Consider the following 18,704-nt stretch of genomic DNA (forward strand, 5'->3'; position numbering starts at 1 on the left):
AGCTTGGCGATAATGCCAAGAAGCGACCGCGCCCGTATTTTGCGGTAGCTCGTCCTGAAGCTTCAAGGCCACAGTGGAAGACTCGACCTCAGCTTGGCAGGCGATCGAGTAGGCGACCCGCTTGTCCATCGCTTCCGAGCCTCTAGCTAGCGTGGAGATAACGCCTCTCTAGACGCTGTTGAAGACGGCAAAGGATTTGAGAAACATGCTGCGCCCGCAACCAATCTCGCAGCAGTAGAATTGGAGGGTCTGCATCGACAACCGGTGCGACGCCGTGCTCCCGCCATTCGTGACGAGAGGCATAGTCGTGCTATGGTCTGAATCAGCCATGATCCGAGCTCCGCAAAGCGTGGGCGTGGTTAGACTGTTGGAAGCGGGGAACCACCCCCAACGTAAAACAAGCATATTTGCACTTTTTGTGCAACAGGGCATTTGAACAATGAAGGTAAGTGCGGCCCAAGTTCGCGCAGCCCGCGGGCTTCTCGACATTTCTCAACAGGAACTGGCGGATCTATCCAAGGTAAGTTTGAGGACGATCGTGCAGTTCGAACGCGGTTCGAAACCAGCATCTGAATCGATCCTACAAGTGCTGAAGCTATCGCTCGAAGCAGCCGGAATAGAATTCATTCCAGAGAACGGCGGTGGCCTTGGTGTGCGCTTGTCACGCGGTACCGAAAACACTTAACCGAAGGCGGCACCTGAGGGCGGCATTACGGATTATCTTTTTCCGAATCAATGTCAGCAAGGCGCCAAAAGCGGACGTTATAGAGGTCGAACTGCAATCAGTCGGTGTGAGGCGTAGCAGTTGGCCTGGCGAAGCGTCCTCCTGCAAATAGACCCGTCCGGTTGTAGAAGTCGAGCGATAGTTCACTCACCTTCGCTATCAAACCAAGATCGGGACCGTGCCGGGTCTGGATCGCAGAAGCGAGTTTTCGCCGGGCTTCGGCGGTAGTGTAGGCAAGATCCCTCGGAGTCTGGCCCGCACAAGTCACCCTTCCGATCTGGCACCAGAGGGGAGGCGAGACATCTTGATCGGATTCGTGAAAGCCCCCTTGGGATGCGAAGGAATTCAACGATCCTACCGCGGCGTCAAAGCACTGCCCGCAAGGTCTAAAAGGCCTCGTCCCATCGCGCAGGGCGATTCAGCCGGCCGAGGTATTGAAGGATTAGAACATGGCCGCCAACGGTTCCACGATCGACGCACTGTCATCCCTGTTCGCCGCTGCGCGAGCGGGCGACATGTTTAGCTTGGACGCACTAGCGAAGCGTCAGGCGAAACTGTGCGCTCGGCTGGCAAAGTTCAGCCAGCGCCATGTCGTTGAAATCCTTGCCGGGCTTCTTACCCAGCCAGCAAACCATGCAGCCACTTTGCGCATCGAGGCGCTCATCCACCTCGCTGTCCTCAACTGCAAAGGCACTGTGAAGCCCACGCTCTTGCAGATTAGGGAATGGGTGAACGAGATTCTCCTTAAGGACGGCATAGGCGCAGGCGAAGACCCGGTCGAGGACGTGTTCAGTTCGGTAGTGCCGTCATCGTCCGGTAGCGCCACGATCCTCGAAGGAGCATGGCAAGATAACGGCTACCATCTGGCGCGGATCATGGGTGCGCTATTGCCATTACGCGAGGAGGCTTGGGCGAACGAGGCGATGCAGTCCGTGATGTCGTTGCTCTATCTGGGCGAGGCAATGGCGCAAAAGGCCGGAGTGACGCGATACACCCTAGCCGACTCCCAGCCAGTTTCGCGGGTTAGAGTTGCTCCGGGGAATGTCGAGGCCGGGGTGAAGGCCGTCAGCTTCAGCTTGCAAGAGATATTCGGGCTGGGTCTCGTCGCCCGCGACCTCGCGCCTTTCGTCGGCGATGCAAATGACCTGGCAAGTCTCGAAAGCGAGTCCCTGACAAACAGCTCGCTCGAACGGTTTCCCCTGCTGAGACATGAAGACGGTTGGTTGGTTATGCTTCCGACGGCGATCGGTGCGGCGGCGCGGCGGCTGATCCTCGACAAGGCAGCTGCCGCCGGCGCGCTTTCCAAACTCCAGGCCGAAATCGGCCAGGCCGAACTGCAGGACGTGCGGGAAATTTTGGCGGAAAACATGCAGTTGTCCAAGCAGGCTATTCTCCCTCTGCCGGCCGAACCGAAGCTGACAGTCGTCAAGGCGGAGTTCGATCTGGGCGGCTTTGCATTGATTGTGCTCGTTGCTGACGAGCTTTCGGAGGCGATGGGGACCGGCCTCCAGGGAATGAACGACAAGGACCTGGATCGCGGCGCCTCGGCCGTCTCGCAGCTCGAAAAGCAGCAGGCGGCCTCGTCCGATTATCGCCGGGGCTTGACGTTGATCGTCCATGGCGGTGTCGGGCGACGCGTCGCCATGGGTTTCGATGAAAGCCCTCCCGAGTGGCACCGTGTCAGTATCGGGCTCGGTGACGCGTTGCGGATGAGTTGGGACGCTGACTTCGACACCAACCGCGTGTGGAAGATAATCTCTCAGCAGGAACAGCTGCACGCACGGGGTTACGACATCCACAGCGTCGGCGACTTCATTAACCGCTACGGTTACCTAGAAGCGCAAGGATTCGATCCCGTGCGGCCGGAGATGTCGAAGGGCGCGTTTGCATTGGTGACGACACACTATGCGGCGGCGGTGCGCCACCGAGTCCGCAGTGCCCTTGACTATCATCTGGTTGTTGATCCGACCGTCAGTCGGTTCGTCGAGGTACAGCGGCGCTCCACGAGCTCGTATTTCAGGGAGATCAGCAACCTGCCGCTATACGTTGCGCCGTTTGACGCCCTCAACGGCGAGTTTCTTGCGGTAGTGGAAACCCCAAGCCGCGCTTGGTGGGTCGAGTTACCCATCGTCGATGGACCATATCGGGCGTTCTCAGCGAGAATCTGGGACGCGGCCCAGCGCTGGCTCGTATGGCTCGCTCTGAGGCTCGAGGAGTTCCTGCCCGGCCTGCCTGAACGGCCCATCCACTTCAAGCTGGAATTTCCCGATATCGATCGGCTGACCGATGCGGCGATGAGCGATGCAACTCCGCCAGAGCGTCCACAGTTCGAACTGGTTGACGGCGTCATTGCCATCCGATCTGGCGTCGCTTCACTGCGTGGCTACATGGACGCGACTAATATCGCAGAGAGGCAGTTGCTCGCCTCCATGGCCCTCGCGGCCTCGGAACTGGCGGGGACGCCTCAGGACGCGGAGTGGGGCGACCGCCTCGCCACGGAGGTGACCGGTTCGTCTCATGCCCGCTTCGCGCATGCAATTCCCGCTAACGACGCAACGGATATCGTCGGATCGTACCTGGACCTGCCGCCACCCCGCTTCGTGTTCGATGAGGACCGTAGCTGGGCTCATCTCGGACTGGCGTTTGACGCCGGAGCGAATGCGGCAGGGATGGTCCTTGCGGGCGATGTCGGATCACGGCTTCAGACAGCGGTGCTGAGAATCTGGGAGCGGATCAAGGACAAGCTTCAGAAACTGGACCGGCGCTCGATCGTCGTCAGGGCGCTGTTGAACCACGAGGCGATCGACAGGGATCGCCGGGAGTGGCAGCAGACCGCCGCCGCCTTACGGGCACTCCATGACGACCAAGCGGATGTACTGGCCGCGAACAACAAGGCCGAACTCAGAAGATCGGCTGCCGGCGTTGCGAGCCGTGCACTGGCCGAGATGGCGATCTGCACCTCACCGACGACGGGCGGCCGGCAGTGCACCGACATCGATCTCGATGACCTGATCGGCGAGGTCGCGGCGATGCTGGACTGTGCCGGGCAATGTGATGCCCATTTCTATGGGCTAGCCACAGGCCCACTCAGCGTTGCACCGAACGGCGACTTCCAGTTCGACAGGGGCTTTGGGGAAAACACCCACGTGCCCTATATGTTTGCCCAGGGCGACCGAGCCTTCCACGACGCCGCTGACTCGTACGCAACGTCGTTCGACGTCCCCGCCCCCGGTGCACCGCTGCCGTCGGCGCCGGTGATCGATCCGGGCCTTAAGATTGCGATGCGGGCCGAGTTCGGGATGGATTTGGAACATCTCGTTGCGACCTCACATGGCCTCGCCGAAATGGCGATCGAAGTAGGACAAGCCTGTTTCAGCATGCGCAAGAGCGAGTTGCTCGACTTCTTCCGCAAGATGGACGGCGCCGTTGATGCAGAGCGAGCATTTGCCGCTCTCACGCTGATACCGCGAGCAGAGTGGGGCGAGCGAAATCCGAAAGGCGCGTCGGCGCGAGACTGGCAGCCTTGGCGAATGAACCGAAAGCTGTCGCTGACGCGGCGTCCGCTCATCCAGATCGACGAGACCGATGACCCAGAAGTGATCGTAGCCTCTGCGCTCATTTCCAAGGTCGTCTTTCGCCTGTTCGGTCTTGTCGACGGTCGGCTGGGCGCCGAGATGTTCGACACCAAGGAGGTGAATCGCTGGCTCGGCAAGATCGTCAACGAGCTAGGCCATGCCTTCAACCATTCCGTCGCAGCGAAGCTGCAGGAAATTGGTCTTGATGCACAACCTGACCAACTGATGACGCTGTTCGGCGGCAAGAAGGAGCTGGGCGATGTGGACGTGCTGGCCTGGGACAAAAAGACCGGGACGGTCTGGGCCATCGAATGCAAAAGGCTGCTTCTCGATCGGACAATCGGTGAGATTGGCGAGCGCCTAGCCGATTACACCACCACGGGCACCCGTCACACGAAACGCACTCCGATCCAGAAGCACCTCGATCGTGTCGACTTCCTCAGAGCCAACCTTTCGGCCGTGGCGTCGATAACCAAAATCCCTGTCGAAGACATCAAGTTGAAAGCCGCGCTCGTGACCGACAAGATCGTACCCATGCAGTTCACCAAGATGATGTCGGCCCTGGTAGATCGAACCTGCACTTTCCGCGATCTCGCCAAGCAGTTCGGTTCGTCGTGAGGCGGCGGCAGCCGAGGCATGCCAACGTCGCTATGGATGGGAAGCGCCCCCTACGCCGCACCACGGGTGTGGGGTCCCTGACCGCTTCGGGCCAAAAGCGGCCTTTAGATTAGCAGACCGCAACGGCCGATGCAGGGGTCGTGTCCCATCAGGTGGTGTAGCTCGGCGGTAGCGAAGCCGCTTACGAGCGCGCCGTTAGTAGCGCTGTAGCGAGCGAGCGGCGTGTGGGTGGTCATCGGCGCTTTCCGGTAAGGTTTGGTTGTTGACGCCAACCCATTTCGGAAGGACCACCGATTGACCGACGACATGATGAACCTGCGCACGCTCGTGGAGAAGACCCCGGATGCCGATCTGCTGCGGGAGATGATCGGCTTTGCCGCCGAGCGACTGATGGAAATGGAGGTGGGCGCGGCCACCGGCGCCAGCTATGGCGAGAAGAACCCGCTGCGGCTCGCCCTGCGCAATGGCTACCGCGACCGGGACTGGGAGACGCGGGCCGGCACGGTCGAGCTGCGCATCCCGAAGCTCAGGAAGGGAAGCTACTTCCCAGGTTTCCTCGAACCGCGCCGCATGGCCGAGAAGGCGCTAACGCCGTCATCCATGAAGCTTATGTGCAAGGCATCTCGACCCGGTCGGTTGGCGACCTGGTCAAGGCCATGGGTATGAGCGGCATCCAAGAGCCAGGTCTCGCGGCTGTGCGAGGAGATCGACGGGAAGGTGAAGGCCTTCCCCGATCGGCCGATCGAGGGCGATTGGCCATACCTGTGGATCGACGCCACTTACGTGAAGGTCCGCCGCGGTGGGCGGATCGTCTCGGTCGCCGTTATCATCGCCGTCGGCGTCAACGCGGACGGCCGGCGCGAGGTACTGGGCATGGAGATTGGCACCTCGGAGGCCGAGCCGATCTGGACAGAGTTCCTGCGCAAGCTGACACGTCGCGGCCTGCGCGGCGTTAAGCTCGTCGTCTGCGATGCTCACGAAGGCCTCAAGGCGGCCGTCACCAAGGTGCTGTGCGCGACATGGCAGAGGTGCCGCGTCCACTTCATAAGGAACGTGCTGGCCCATGCCGGCAAGAGCGGCCGCAGGGTCGTCTCAGCCTTCATCGCCACCGCTTTCGCCCAGGAAACGCCCGAGACCGCGTCCGTACAATGGCGCGCCGTCGCCGACCAGATCCGGCCGAAGGTGCCGAAGCTGGCGACAATCATGGACGACGCCGAGCCCGACGTGCTGGCCTACATGACCTTCCCCAAGCAACATCGCGCCAAGCTCCACTGAAGCGGCCTCGGGCGGTTGCAAGATCATTACAATGTTCTTTCTGATATCCGCCCGGTAAGGCGCTTTTCGCCTAAGCACTAGGCGTTCTCACATGTTTTGTTCAAGAACAAGGCGTTTACACACTTGGCTACAAGCAGAAAATTAACTGTGAACGTTTACATATGCGAAAGCGCCTAAACATCCTGCCTGCTGCGGATGGAAAAACGCTGACTGTAAAAGCCCGCCAACCTTTCGGCGGGCGGGCTTCCACTGCCGGAACTGGAGAGTGTCATGTCGACAGCCCCGACAGGTCGGAAAGGGGTCGCTGGTTAGCGGCGCGAGATCAGCAGGCAGAGCCGGCGCAGGTCACGATCATAGGTATCTTCGTTGCTAAGCACTTCGACGCAGCGCTTCTTCATCCGAGTGACCTGGGCGTTCGACATATCGCCGACAACGCTAGCCAGATTCGGGTTGCTCGAAGCGGTCGGGTTGCTGGGGTTGGCGGCTGGATTGGTTCCAACGCCGACATTTACGTCGGTACCGACCCCGGTAACGACACCGACGTTGGCGCCGCCGGTGCCGATGGAAGCAGTGGCTCCGCCAGTGTCGCCGACGGAGGCTGCGGCATTTGCCCCAGAACCGCCTAGGGATACGCTAGCCGTAGCGCCGCTGTTGCCGCCCACATTAGCGCTGGCGCCTCCGCTGCCGACGGATACCCCGCCGACGCCTCCGACATTAATTCCAGCTGCAGTCGCTGGCATGCAAAGAACTGCGAGAACAGATCCGGTAGTCAGACTGCCCGTAAGAATTTCAAAAATTCTTGCCATAGTACGCCTCCTTGTTGCCCTGCAAAGGATGGGACATTTTTTGGGACCTACGGACCCCATAGTGACGCACTAGAGTTGAAAAACAACTTAACGGCCCGCGAAAGATTCGTTCTTGGATCATTACTTGGTAATTCTCAGGAGTCAGATATAATAAAATTTTACTTTGGCTCCTACGTGATTTTTCCATTTGTCAGATAATATCATTCCCTAAGCACTCCAGGTGCGGTGCAACAAGGTTCAGGGATGACCGTCCGGCGATCAGTAAGCGGCTACTACCGCCGATCGGACATACAACGCTATATTAGCACCTTTTTGACGAACCCGACCGGCGGGCCGAGCCAGAATCCCGTCAGCGCAAAACCTGCAAAATCGCTTCCGATGCTCGCCATTGACTAGCACGGAGGAAGTTCTGAGCGCCAAACACGGTGACCATCAACCTACGGCCGCTGGTAACTGTCGACGTCGAGCATTTCGCCTGGTTGAAAGCTATGTGGCGCCGAAGCGGAAGAAAACACTGCAGACCCCGTTTCCTAAAATCGTATCAGGGCATTAGCAGTGACGCCGAGCGGCCGCCGACCTATCGATTAACTCGGTCCGGAGCCAGAGCGTTATAAAGGAGCAAACACGCCAGAAGTGAGATGACGCTGCCTAGCAGTTGGTCTGCCGTCAGGCCGGAAAAATAGACGAGATCGAACGCCAGTACAGCCATCGCTCTAGCCACTCATGAATTGGAAAACCTAACGAGCTGGTCACCAAGTCCGGCCTGCTCAAGATCGCGCAACGTGTCCTTCAACTCCTTGCGCTTGTAGCGATTGATGATGCCGGCTTAGGTTGTGGCGGCATCTAACAAACATTCGACTCGCGCCTGCCATGACGACGACCCGCCGAAGCGAGCATCGCGAGCGCACAGTATTCAAATCCCCCAAGGCATCCGTCGAGATTTGACAACAGACAGATGGCGCGGCGCGAGCTCTGACGCTGTACGACTGACGCAAGCGGCTCTCAATCCTGGGCGTTGTCCTTGGTCCGTGTGAGGCGGCTTTCGCCTTCCTCCGGGCCGAAGCAGCTTTCGAAATCATTGCAGTCCCGGCAACTGGGGGAGCTGCACAGCGAAAAGCCTTCGGCCTCGCAGAGCTTTCGGTAAAAGTATTTTTTCCATTTCATGTTTTGGGTGTTGCCGGCCGCCAGCGTCGGAAAATGCGAGGCGAGCAGGCGGCCGAGGTCGCTTCGACTAAAAAGGCCAAGGTCTTGCCAGAGGTGGTCATTGCGCATGGCACGCCGGGCGATGATCTTGGCGAAGCGGGCGCTTGCCTTGTCGTCGGGCCGGGCATGCGCCAGCAGCAGTCCGCGCAGAAGTTCTTCTTCCAGATCCGGCTCAGGCTCGCTCCCCTCTTCCAAGGCAAACGCGTTGATAGGAAAAGCAGGGAAACAGCGGGACAGGACATCGCGCAACTCGGCGCGCGAAAGTCCGGTTGCCTCCGTCGCCGTCGCCTCGCCGGCCTCCATCTCCTCGAGCGCACGTGAAAGCACACAGGCAAGCACATGCTGGTCGAACCTTCTCTCCAGCTGCGGCCATTGGCCGGTGCTGAGCCGGGCATAATGTTGGGCAAATATGGTGCGTTCTCCTGGTTTCGCCCGATCAAATCATGCAGAGACCCGGCCTGCCGCAACATGGGTCGGGCAGTTCTTCGGTACGGCACTCCGGGTCGCCTCGCGTCGAGTAGTTCGGCAATTCTGGTCCATCGGCTCTGGCGCAAATTCTGTGATTCGAAGAGGTTCGCGAACCCCGGCCCTGCCGTTTGCGCCTCACGGGGAACACTGGCGCCGGAATTTGCCCCGCAGAGTTGGACGTGAACCGTGCGGGACAGAGGTCGCGTGCTGAGTGCGTCCACATGGTTCAAGCCGCCAGACTCACGGTTGAATGCTGTCTCATCCAGAGCGTCAGCGAGTGAGTTCCAGCGCACGTTCAGGACAGGATCGCGCGCCTCGTAATGCAGGCAGTTCCTCCCCTTCCGCAACTTCGATGTCACCAGGCAGGATGTAACCGTCATTATCGAGTTTAAAGATGTCCGGCGCTTGCGCCGCGCATCGCGCGTGGCCCTGGCATTTGGCCTTTTGGACGATGATGCGCATGGCGCTGCCTCCATTGTCTGTGCCCGGGCTCGGGGCGGGCCTAAGACCAGTCCAGGATCAAATTTTCGATCCCGAACACATGGCCGCCAGAAGTTATCGGCGCCGTACCCTGCTTGATCCTGAAAGCCGGGATGCGCGCCAGCCACTCCTCCAGGCCAATGACAATCTCGCGCCGGGCAAGGTGTGAGCCAAGGCAACGGTGGGGACCATAGCCAAACGCTGCGTGGCGGTTGTCCTCCCGCTCCAAATCAATCGTGTTGGGGCATTCGAATTCCGCCGGGTCACGATTGGCAATCATCGTGGCGCAGGAAACATAGTCCCCCTTCCGGATCGGCGCGCCTTCGAAGTCGATATCTTTCGTGGCCACGCGGATCAACTGAATGGGCGGATAGGCCCGCAGCAATTCTTCGGTTGCGAGCGGGATGCGGTCCGGTTCGCTCCGCAGCAATTGCTGATCTTTGAGGTTGCGTGCGAGGTACGCCAAGTCAAAGCCTATAGCTGCTGCGACCGTGTCGAGCCCAGCGACGAAGACAAGCACGCCGATGCCGCGGACTTGGGTGTCAGTCAGCCGGCGGCCCTCGACCTGTGCCTGCACTATAAAGGTCATGAAATCGTCAACCGCCTCATCGCGGCGCATGGCTGCAAGTTCGTCGATGAATGCCACGATCGTCCGGGCAGCCACAGGTCGTTCCTTATCGTCGCCGTGGAGCAGATCTTTCCCCCAGCCGACGAATGTATCGAGTCGGTCATCAGGCAACCCCAGAAAGCGAAGAAAGGTGCTCACCGCGAAAGGAAAGGCAAAATCCTTCATCACGTCGCAGCTTGTGCGCGACGCGGCGATCCTTTCGATCAGCTCGACCGCCCGTTCGCGGACAGCCGGTTCCAAAGCCAACACCCGCTTTGGCGAAAGCAGAGGATTAAGCAGTGAGCGAAAGACGCCATGGGCCGGTGGATCGAGCTCAAGCGGGATCGTCGGCCAGTTCTCACCCAGTATGGAGGAGAAGATGCTGCGATGGCTGGAAAAAGTCTCTGCGTCCTGCAGCACCTTCCGCTGGTCCGCGGCACGGGTGATGACCCAGGTACCCCGGCCATCTTGCGTGTTGTAGCGGGAGTAAAAGATCGGAGGCCCGTCATGTACGCAAGCGACAGCTGCGTGTGGATCCCCGTTGGGTGTTGGTGGCATCCCTGGCGATGTAAACAGGCTGAAGTCCCTCACCATTTCGGGCGGGACATGATCTGGAACGGGGTTGGTCGCCATTTTGTTTTCTCTACATTGGCGTTCATGGCTCAATTGAGATTGCACCGCTGTTCATAAAGTCGATTTCCAGCATGGGCACGTCTCTTGTCGGGCGCCTTCTAGATTCTGTCGCCTGATACAGCCCACCTGCACCAGCGCGGATGAGATGGGTTGCGAAGTCGATCAGAGGGGCATCTCCGCCGCGCTCCGGTCATGAAGCAAAGCGGCCGCTTCCCCGTTAGGGTTGAGAGACTGGTCAATCACCTCTGCCCTGCTGATCAAATTGTCGAAGCAAGTCGCGTGCCGGATAGGGTAGCCATGGCGGTGCACCAAGCAATGCCAGCCTGCGCTGGGTCTGCCGCTGATGATCACCTGTCCATCATTCTTATGACAACGTCCGACAACCGACATCCGTGGTCGGTTTTGTCGAGCCCGCGACATCGGGCTGTTCGGCTTGGCTTTTGCTGCACAGCCTGCCGGTCGACGAGCGAGTAGATCGCTCGCACGGCCCGGATTGAGCAATGACGCGATCCAGCGCAAGGATCGGGTGCGGTCCGAGAAGACCCGACGGCGCTTGCGCGAGACGATCGGAAATATCAAAAGGTCAAGCCGCGCTTCGGTTCGGCGCTGATGGCGTATGCGTTTTATCGCTCGCAGGCGCTGCAAGGCTTTTCCGGCAGACGGCGATGCACTCGTGCGCACCGGTGCCGACCGGCGACCAGCTTGACTGTATAGATGCGGTCCATTCCGGCGTGCATCACCTGACCATGCGCATGCGCTACGACGGCATCCTTTCCGCTCATGGACCTAGATTTGCTCGCGAGCCGCTGTCGGAACGTGGTGCTGAGTCCTATCGCGGCCAATTCAATCCGAGGACCTGTCGGCAGTCAACACACCCCTGGAGGTCGGACCGGGAACGCGTGGCAGACTCTCGGCCAGAAACCGCCAGTCGCTGCCCTCGCGTTCGCCTTCCTTGCGCGTGCCGAAGAACTGGATGATCATCTTGCCGTCCGCGCCATAGGCTTCAATGGACGTAACGTGACCATCCCTCGTCGGCTTGCGCACGGCCCAGACCTCGCGGATGCGATGGGTCCTAAGATGCAGATGGAAGGTCTCTTCGAGCACATTGATCCGCGGCCCGATCTGCTTGACCGACCTGATCGGGCCGGAATGGATCTGAATGCAACCACCATTGCCGACAAAGCACATGATCGGCATCTCGTCTTCGGCCGCCTGTTGGAACAGGGCGCCAATGGCATCATTGTCGAGTAGCCAGGCGTCATCCTCGTCGGCCATACGCATCGCCTGGCAGCGGCTGAGCTTCAGTGTCTTCAACATATGGTAGAACTGATGCACGTCGCTTAGCCGGCCCCAGTGCTCGCGTAGGTCGTCGACCGTGGTGGCGTGGTCTGGACTCACTGCGTTATCGCGCGCCCCGCTCGCCTCGAGCGATATGATCGGCTCCTGGTCGGGGGATACAAGCTCTGCCGTCAGATCCTGATAGGCCTGCAGGTTCGAGGCGGGCGTGAGATGAGCTTTGTGCATCGCCTCGCCGGTGGCATCAAAGAATTGCAGGCTGCGGCGGATCTCGGCCCCCTCGCGCTTCTCGACGGCGAAGCCATACGCCCACGCTTTCGGGAAGATGCGCAGGTCGATCTCGTCGCCGAGCAGTATGGCATGCTGGTTGCCGGTGACCACTTTGCCGTAGACGCCAATCTTTTGGTGCACGGCACTTTCGTTGCTGGTGACCGCCATCACCTCGCCGACCGCTTCGAGGCCGGTCAGCAGATCATCGACGCGCGGCTCGATGCGCACCGCGCCGTGACCACAATGCGCCGCGACCAACTCGGCTTCCGAAATGCCCAATCGAGCGGCGAGATCATGCTCCCGGATCTTCGGATTGTCTTTGCACGCCCGCCGGATTTCGTCGGGCGACGGTTTCTCGCGTTGGTCCATGCTTACCCCTGTTTCTACGACGTGTGAGGATCATCTGCCCTGCCCGGGAATCTTCAGCCGATAAGGCGCGCCGAAATGCTCGATCCTGATCTGCTGCTGGCCCATGAACAAGGTGTCGCTGGACAGCGTGCGCACGGCGTCGCACCGATGCGAAAACCGGCGAGCAGCCACATGCCGATGGCATTCCATCGAGCCGGTCGGCGGCTACTGGGCGGTGGTGAGCCAGTATGGATGTTGTCGCAATCGGCCAAGCGGGCATTCGGATGCCACGAGCGGCGCTGCTTTGCCAACAACGCGTATCTGACCACGGTCCTGACATGTTACTCCCTTGCTTCGCCCCATCCATCGCGATGGCACCCACGGCATGGTTGTGGATCGGCATGCTCTTGCCGTCTCGCCAAACGGAGCTTCAAAAACCGTGCCAATTGCGCCGAGGCAAGCTCAGAAGAAGTTCTGTCCTTGGTGATGTGAGTTCACCCAAGAACTCAGGCCAACATCCCTCGTGCCGGACCCGACAAACCCGACAGCACGTGTCGATTAGCCGACACCTTATCAGCAATCAAGAGGCACCAGTGCGAGAGATGCCGCGCTGTGTTGAAACGTTTTTTGGCTTTGGCACGGTGCATGCAACGTGATGGGCAAGCAGGTCGCGGACTGAGGAGAATGGAGCCATGATTACGCTCACCGACAACGCTGTTGCCGCCTTCAAGACTGCTCTTTGCCGTGCCAGCGAGCCGGCGGAAGGCTTTCGCATTATGGTCGAGGCCGGCGGCTGCGCAGGCTTCAAATACTTAATGGGCCTGGAGAGCGTGTCGCGCGAGGGCGACGCGATCACTGACACAGATGGGGTCAAGCTGTTCGTGGACGCGGGCTCCCAACCCCATGTAGCCGGCATGACCGTCGACTTCCTCACCGGGCTCCAATCTTCCGGTTTTGTCTTCGATAACCCCAATGCGCGCGAAAAGTGCGGCTGCGGCAAGTCCTTCAGTTAAACGCCCGAAGCGCCTGTGCGGCCGACAGAGTGATTTTGCGGCAGAGGAGACTTATATGGCCGGCACAACAGATGTCCCCGTCCTAAAAAACAAGACAAGGTCAAAGCCGATCTCGGGACCGCCATTCGCTCCCAGTAGGATTCAAAGAACGTCGCCTCGCGAAGCAGCTCGGTTCCTGGTGGCACCCGAGCTGCTTGCGGACAAATCGCGCCGCTGCGCCAAATTCGGCTCATCGGTAGCGTTATCGCGTTCGGGCGTCCTTACCTGCGGGCTGACCTACGGCCACTGCGAACATGTCCATGTCGACGGAGATCCGGTTTACGTCAAACACTCCGGGCGCCTGCGCGCGCTGCCAGTCCAAATGATCATCAACGGCATGCGCCAGAGGCTCAACGAGTCGGTCTAGCGCTCGCGTCATTCTGTTTAACTGAGGATCGCACCTATGAAGCCTGTCTACCTCGACAACAACGCAACCACACGGGTCGATCCTGAGGTCGTGCAAGCGATGTTGCCGTTCTTTAGGGATCAATTCGGCAACCCTTCGTCGGCACACGCTCTTGGCGCCTCAGTCAGTGCGGCGGTGAGAAAGGCGCGGAGGCAGTTGCAAGCTCTAATCGGCGCGGAGTTCGAGGATGAGATCACTTTCACCTCGGGTGGGACAGAAAGCGACAATGCAGCGCTTCTTTCAGCGCTCGAGGCGGCGCCCAACCGAACCGAGATCGTGACGTCCGCGGTCGAGCATCCCGCCGTGCTGACGCTCTGCGCGCATCTTGAGAAGACCCGCCGCCTCAAGGTGCACAGGATCCCGGTGGATTGCCGTGGTCGGCTCGATCTCGACGCCTATATGGCCGCCCTCACCCCACAGGTTGCAATCGTGTCAATAATGTGGGCGAACAACGAGACTGGTGTGATCTTCCCCGTGGCAAGGCTTTCCGAGTTGGCCAAGGAAGTGGGCGCCCTATTCCATACCGATGCTGTGCAGGCGGTCGGCAAGCTTCCGATGGACCTGAAGTCGACCGCAATCGACATGCTGTCGCTCTCCGGCCACAAGCTGCACGGGCCGAAAGGGATCGGTGCGCTTTTCGTAAAACGTGGCGTCGATTTCCATTCGCTGATCAAGGGGGGTCACCAAGAGCACAACCGGCGTGCTGGCACCGAGAATACGCCCGGCATAGCCGGGCTCGGCACGGCGGCCGAACTCGCCTTGAAATTCATGGACGACGAGACCACACGGGTAAAGTCGCTCCGCGATCGCCTGGAGGGCGGGATCCTCCAGCGCATCCCAAGCACCTGTGTCACTGGTGATCCCTTGCAACGGTTGCCCAACACCGCAAACATCTCCTTCGAACATGTCGAAAGTGATGGAATTCCACTTCTCCTCAGCCGCATTGGCATCGCGTGTTCCTCTGGCTCGGCCTGCACCTCCGGCTCTCTGGAACCAAGCCATGTCCTAAGCGCGATGAAAACGCCACACGCGGCAGTCCGCTTCTCCTTGGCGCGGGACAACAGCGAAGAGGACATCGACCGGGTGCTCGAGGTCATGCCGGGAATCGTGGGGAAGCTGCGCAGCTTTTCCGGTTCTGGGCCGGGTAGTCCGGTCTATGCGTGAGCCGCAGAAGAACAGGCTGCCTGTCATGACCGGTCATGTCTCCCTCAACGATACGACCTTGCGCGATGGCGAGCAGGCGCCGGGCGTCGCCTTCACCACGACGGAAAAGCTGGAGATCGCTGAGTCTCTTGCGGCGGCTGGCGTGACAGAGATCGAGATCGGCACGCCGGTCATGGGCGTCGACGAGATGGAAACAATTCGCGCCGTGGTATCGCGGCGTCTTCCGGTTCGGCTCATGGCCTGGTGCCGGATGACGTCGTTGGATCTCGATGCAGCGATCGAGAGCGGCGTCCAAGCGGTCAATTTGTCGCTGCCTGCGTCGGACATCCAACTTGCCGCCAAGCTTGGCCTCGACAAGGCGGGAGCGCTCCAGGTCATCGATCATATGGTCAGGCGCGCCGCCGATGCCGGCTTCTTCGTCGCGGTGGGCTGCGAGGATGCCTCCCGGGCCAATCGGGATCATCTCGCCCGCGTCATCGAGACGGCCGCACGCGCCGGCGCAAGCCGCGTGAGGCTGGCCGACACAGTCGGTGTTCTCGACCCGTTTTCGACCTTCGAACTTGTCGCCCAGCTCGTGGTGCAGTCTCCAATCGACCTTGAATTTCATGCGCACAACGATCTCGGACTTGCTGGCGCCAACACGCTGGCTGCGATCCGCGCAGGCGCGCGCCATGCCTCCGTCACCGTCCTGGGGCTCGGCGAGCGTGCGGGCAATGCCGCGCTGGAGGAGGTGGCCGCCGCAATGGCAGTCTTCGACGGCGCAGACACCGGCATTGAGCTGACCGCATTGCCCGGCCTCGCCGCCCAGGTGGCTTGGGCCGCCCGCCGGCAGACCGCAGCCACTAAGCCGGTCGTCGGCGCCGATGTATTCACCCACGAATCCGGCATTCACGTCGCAGGGCTGCTGAAGGACTCGCGTACTTATCAGGGGCTCGATCCGACTCTCGTGGGCCGCTGCCGGCGGATCGTCATCGGCAAGCATTCCGGCGCCACTGCGATTGCCCATGTGCTGAGCGAAAGCGGTCGCGATCTCGACCCGGATCTGGCAGCCGCGATGGTGGCCCGCGTCCGACGCGAGGCGGCCGAGACCAAATCGACCGTCACTGCAACTCGACTGGTCGAGCTCTACGATGGAATGTGCAGCGAGGCATCCCTCATCGAGCTGTGCGGGTCCAAGTCAGCCGTGCGCGAGCGCACAGAGGCCACAGTTTTGCGACCAGGAAGAATGCAATGAATTGTTCCGCTGACAGCCGCCCCATGGATGTCACCGACATCCTCGCACGACTGAAGCGATTGTCGGCTGCAGAGGAATTCTTCTCAGTCCTAGGCGTCGCCTATGACCCGAAGGTACTGAATGTCTCGCGGCTCCATATCATGAAGCGTGTGGGCCAATACCTCGCCGAAGAAGATTTCTCCGGTCTGCCCGACCAGGTGATTGCCGCGAGGGTGCGCGCGACGCTCGAACGAGCTTACGAGGACTTTGCGATTTCCTCGCCGCTCACGCATCGGATTTTCAAGGTGCTCAAGGACCACGATCCGAACAAACCTGCCGCGCCGGGTCACACCTTTGTTCCGTTCGACTCGGTACTGAAGCGGTTCGGACGGGAATGATCGGCGACAAGGGTGCGACGCGACAATGTCGAGCAGCCGCCAAATGCGGTCATCACCACAGCGCCGTCAGAAGCAACCAGCCGAAGTTGTAGGAAAGGGGGAGCGCAAGAGACTTGGCACGAATAATGCGGACAAAGGAGATAACCGCAATGCCGGACCCGGACAGGAGCCTAGAGAAACCGCCAATGCACATCGTAATCTGCATCAAGCAGGTGCCGGACTCGGCACAGATAAGGGTCCATCCGGTCACGAACACGATCATGCGCCAGGGTGTTCCGACCATCATCAACCCTTACGACCTGTTCGCCCTCGAAGAAGCGCTCAGACTGCGCGACGCACATGGCGGCGAAGTCACTGTGCTCACCATGGGTCCGCCCATGGCAGAGGACGCGCTGCGCAAGGCGCTCGGTTACGGCGCCGACCGAGCGGTGCTCTTGACCGACCGCTATTTTGCCGGCTCCGACACGCTGGCAACCTCGTTCGCCCTTTCCCAGGCAATCGCGAAGATTGGCGAGACGTTCGGCACGCCAGACCTCGTCTTCACCGGCAAGCAGACGATCGATGGCGACACCGCCCAGGTCGGGCCCGGCATCGCCAAGCGCCTCGGACTCCTGCAACTGACCTATGTCGCGAAGATCCCTTCTGTCGACCTTGCTGCACGCGAGATCAAGGTCGAGCGCCGTTCCGAAGGCGGCACACAGATGCTGAAGAGCAGGCTCCCTTGCCTCATCACCATGCTGGAAGGCACAAACGAGATCCGCCGGGGCTCGATCCAGGACGCCTTGTGCGCCGCGCGCAGCCAGGTCTTGAAATGGAGCGCGGCCGACGCCGGCATTGAGGATCTCACCAAATGCGGCCTGCGCGGTTCACCGACGGTCGTCAAACGTGTTTTCGCCCCTCCTGCTCGAGCTGAAAAGGCGGCACAAATCGACACCGCCGAGAAGGCCTTGCGCGATGTCGCTGACGAACTCATCACCGCAATCTTCACCCGCCAGCCGGCGCTGGAACATGAGCTCGCCTTTAACGGCGGCGCGTGACGGCAAGGAGCAAAAACGATGTCGACCGCGAACGGAGAAACCCCTCGCCCTGCCGCCGGCCGCGCCGGCATAAAGAAGGAGTTGCCCGCCCATTTCAAGGACTACCGGCACGTTTGGGTTTTCATCGAGCTCGAACGTGGCGAGGTCCATCCGGTATCGTTCGAACTGCTCGGCGAAGGCCGCAACTTAGCAGACAAGCTTCAGGTCCAGCTTGCAGGTGTCGTGCTTGGACCGCCGGGAGAGGCCGTGGGGAACGCCGTTGCCGAAGCATTCGCGTATGGCGCTGACCTTGTCTACATCGCCGAGGCGCCCCTGCTCGCCGACTATCGGAATGAACCTTTCACCAAGGCGTTGACGGATCTGGTCGATACCCACAAACCCGAAATCCTTCTTCTCGGTGCCACCACACTGGGCAGGGATCTTGCCGGCTCCGTGGCGACGACCTTGCAGACGGGGCTCACGGCCGACTGCACCGAACTCGATGTAGATACCGACAGTTCGCTCGCCGCCACGCGTCCGACTTTCGGCGGTTCCTTGTTGTGCACGATCTATACGCTCAATTTCCGCCCGCAGATGGCGACCGTGCGGCCGAGGGTCATGCCCATGCCGCAGCGGACGGATAAACCGGTCGGGCGTGTCATCCGGCACAAGCTTTCGCTTGCCGAGGACGAGATCGCTACCAAAGTCCTCGGCTTCCTGCCGGACAATCAGTCGGCGAAGGCAAACCTTGCCTATGCCGACGTCGTGGTTGCGGGAGGCCTTGGTCTTGGCGCGGCGGAGAACCTGCAGCTTGTGAAGAACCTCGCACGAGCAATCGGCGCCGAGCACGGCTGTTCGCGTCCGTTAGTCCAGAAGAGCTGGATGCCAGCTGATCGGCAGATCGGCCAAACTGGCAAGACGATCCGGCCGAAGCTTTACATAGCGGCCGGGATTTCCGGCGCCGTCCAGCATCGGGTTGGCGTGGAGGGGGCGGATCTCATCGTGGCCATCAACACCGACCCGAACGCGCCGATTTTCGATTTCGCTCACCTCGGAATCGTCACCGACGCGATCCGCTTCCTGCCCGCACTGACGGAAGCCTTCACCCGGCGGCTGTCGCCCCACAGTCGCGATAAGCTTTCGAGCTAAGGG

General features: G+C 60.5%; 14 protein-coding genes and 1 pseudogene. 9 read left to right on the forward strand and 6 right to left on the reverse strand.

The annotated features are described in order from the left end of the window. The first annotated feature begins 439 nt into the window (after nucleotides 1-439). The 3 genes and pseudogenes from NKJ80_RS28805 to NKJ80_RS28815 all read left to right on the forward strand — a co-directional run bounded on the left by NKJ80_RS28805 (nucleotide 440) and on the right by NKJ80_RS28815 (nucleotide 6,192). Nucleotides 440-685: a helix-turn-helix domain-containing protein gene (locus NKJ80_RS28805; RefSeq protein ID WP_352498796.1), complete on the forward strand. Its 246-nt coding sequence runs from the start codon at nucleotides 440-442 to the stop codon at nucleotides 683-685. Nucleotides 686-1,173: 488 nt separating this feature from the next. Continuing rightward, a complete protein-coding gene (locus tag NKJ80_RS28810) occupies nucleotides 1,174-4,917 on the forward strand; it encodes an anti-phage protein Upx-like protein (protein WP_352498797.1) in 3,744 nt (1,247 codons plus the stop codon). A 309-nt stretch (nucleotides 4,918-5,226) separates the two neighbouring features. Continuing rightward, nucleotides 5,227-6,192: pseudogene (locus NKJ80_RS28815) on the forward strand (IS256 family transposase). A gap of 308 nt (nucleotides 6,193-6,500) precedes the next feature. Here NKJ80_RS28815 and NKJ80_RS28820 read toward each other — a convergent pair. The 6 genes from NKJ80_RS28820 to hemP form a co-directional block, all read right to left on the reverse strand. Beyond that, on the reverse strand, nucleotides 6,501-6,998 hold the full coding sequence (locus tag NKJ80_RS28820; protein WP_352498798.1) for a hypothetical protein: 498 nt from the start codon (nucleotides 6,996-6,998) through the stop codon (nucleotides 6,501-6,503). 1,002 nt (nucleotides 6,999-8,000) lie between these two features. Then, nucleotides 8,001-8,612: a nitrogen fixation protein NifQ gene (locus NKJ80_RS28825; RefSeq protein ID WP_352498811.1), complete on the reverse strand. Its 612-nt coding sequence runs from the start codon at nucleotides 8,610-8,612 to the stop codon at nucleotides 8,001-8,003. A 327-nt stretch (nucleotides 8,613-8,939) separates the two neighbouring features. Then, nucleotides 8,940-9,131 carry a ferredoxin gene (locus tag NKJ80_RS28830; protein ID WP_352498799.1) on the reverse strand — a complete coding sequence of 64 codons (192 nt, stop codon included), beginning with the start codon at nucleotides 9,129-9,131 and terminating at the stop codon, nucleotides 8,940-8,942. A 40-nt stretch (nucleotides 9,132-9,171) separates the two neighbouring features. Further along, the gene (locus tag NKJ80_RS28835; protein ID WP_023727121.1) at nucleotides 9,172-10,389 is read right to left on the reverse strand and encodes a cytochrome P450; all 1,218 of its coding nucleotides are present in this window, start codon (nucleotides 10,387-10,389) and stop codon (nucleotides 9,172-9,174) included. An 843-nt stretch (nucleotides 10,390-11,232) separates the two neighbouring features. Further along, nucleotides 11,233-12,324, reverse strand: coding sequence for a hemin-degrading factor (locus NKJ80_RS28840; protein ID WP_352498800.1), 1,092 nt, complete (start codon nucleotides 12,322-12,324; stop codon nucleotides 11,233-11,235). 30 nt (nucleotides 12,325-12,354) lie between these two features. Next, nucleotides 12,355-12,459: a hemin uptake protein HemP gene (gene hemP, locus NKJ80_RS28845; RefSeq protein WP_023685012.1), complete on the reverse strand. Its 105-nt coding sequence runs from the start codon at nucleotides 12,457-12,459 to the stop codon at nucleotides 12,355-12,357. A 536-nt stretch (nucleotides 12,460-12,995) separates the two neighbouring features. Here hemP and NKJ80_RS28850 point away from each other — a divergent pair. The 6 genes from NKJ80_RS28850 to NKJ80_RS28875 all read left to right on the forward strand — a co-directional run bounded on the left by NKJ80_RS28850 (nucleotide 12,996) and on the right by NKJ80_RS28875 (nucleotide 18,701). Further along, complete coding sequence (locus NKJ80_RS28850) at nucleotides 12,996-13,316, forward strand: HesB/IscA family protein (protein ID WP_023672207.1); 321 nt, start codon at nucleotides 12,996-12,998, stop codon at nucleotides 13,314-13,316. Between the two features lie 442 nt (nucleotides 13,317-13,758). Next, complete coding sequence (nifS, locus tag NKJ80_RS28855) at nucleotides 13,759-14,925, forward strand: cysteine desulfurase NifS (protein WP_023685015.1); 1,167 nt, start codon at nucleotides 13,759-13,761, stop codon at nucleotides 14,923-14,925. 25 nt (nucleotides 14,926-14,950) lie between these two features. After that, nucleotides 14,951-16,159, forward strand: coding sequence for a homocitrate synthase (nifV, locus tag NKJ80_RS28860; protein WP_023750034.1), 1,209 nt, complete (start codon nucleotides 14,951-14,953; stop codon nucleotides 16,157-16,159). Next, the gene (gene nifW, locus NKJ80_RS28865; RefSeq protein ID WP_023687348.1) at nucleotides 16,156-16,536 is read left to right on the forward strand and encodes a nitrogenase stabilizing/protective protein NifW; all 381 of its coding nucleotides are present in this window, start codon (nucleotides 16,156-16,158) and stop codon (nucleotides 16,534-16,536) included. The genes nifV and nifW overlap by 4 nt, the downstream gene beginning before the upstream one ends. 185 nt (nucleotides 16,537-16,721) lie before the next feature. Next, on the forward strand, nucleotides 16,722-17,573 hold the full coding sequence (locus tag NKJ80_RS28870; RefSeq protein WP_023672212.1) for an electron transfer flavoprotein subunit beta/FixA family protein: 852 nt from the start codon (nucleotides 16,722-16,724) through the stop codon (nucleotides 17,571-17,573). Between the two features lie 18 nt (nucleotides 17,574-17,591). Next, entirely contained in the window at nucleotides 17,592-18,701 is a 1,110-nt protein-coding gene (locus tag NKJ80_RS28875) for an electron transfer flavoprotein subunit alpha/FixB family protein (protein WP_023685019.1), read from the forward strand. Nucleotides 18,702-18,704: the final 3 nt, after the last annotated feature.

The organism is Mesorhizobium sp. M0030, assembly GCF_040323695.1.
In the GTDB taxonomy this organism is placed as follows: domain Bacteria; phylum Pseudomonadota; class Alphaproteobacteria; order Rhizobiales; family Rhizobiaceae; genus Mesorhizobium.

Excerpts from the sequence above, each read along its gene's own strand:
- NKJ80_RS28805 (WP_352498796.1), top strand. The coding sequence starts at position 440 with ATGAAGGTAAGTGCGGCCCAAGTTCGCGCAGCCCGCGGGCTTCTCGAC.
- NKJ80_RS28810 (WP_352498797.1), top strand. The coding sequence starts at position 1,174 with ATGGCCGCCAACGGTTCCACGATCGACGCACTGTCATCCCTGTTCGCC.
- NKJ80_RS28820 (WP_352498798.1), bottom strand. The coding sequence starts at position 6,998 with ATGGCAAGAATTTTTGAAATTCTTACGGGCAGTCTGACTACCGGATCT.
- NKJ80_RS28830 (WP_352498799.1), bottom strand. The coding sequence starts at position 9,131 with ATGCGCATCATCGTCCAAAAGGCCAAATGCCAGGGCCACGCGCGATGC.
- NKJ80_RS28835 (WP_023727121.1), bottom strand. The coding sequence starts at position 10,389 with ATGGCGACCAACCCCGTTCCAGATCATGTCCCGCCCGAAATGGTGAGG.
- NKJ80_RS28840 (WP_352498800.1), bottom strand. The coding sequence starts at position 12,324 with ATGGACCAACGCGAGAAACCGTCGCCCGACGAAATCCGGCGGGCGTGC.
- NKJ80_RS28850 (WP_023672207.1), top strand. The coding sequence starts at position 12,996 with ATGATTACGCTCACCGACAACGCTGTTGCCGCCTTCAAGACTGCTCTT.
- nifS (WP_023685015.1), top strand. The coding sequence starts at position 13,759 with ATGAAGCCTGTCTACCTCGACAACAACGCAACCACACGGGTCGATCCT.
- nifV (WP_023750034.1), top strand. The coding sequence starts at position 14,951 with ATGACCGGTCATGTCTCCCTCAACGATACGACCTTGCGCGATGGCGAG.
- nifW (WP_023687348.1), top strand. The coding sequence starts at position 16,156 with ATGAATTGTTCCGCTGACAGCCGCCCCATGGATGTCACCGACATCCTC.
- NKJ80_RS28870 (WP_023672212.1), top strand. The coding sequence starts at position 16,722 with ATGCACATCGTAATCTGCATCAAGCAGGTGCCGGACTCGGCACAGATA.
- NKJ80_RS28875 (WP_023685019.1), top strand. The coding sequence starts at position 17,592 with ATGTCGACCGCGAACGGAGAAACCCCTCGCCCTGCCGCCGGCCGCGCC.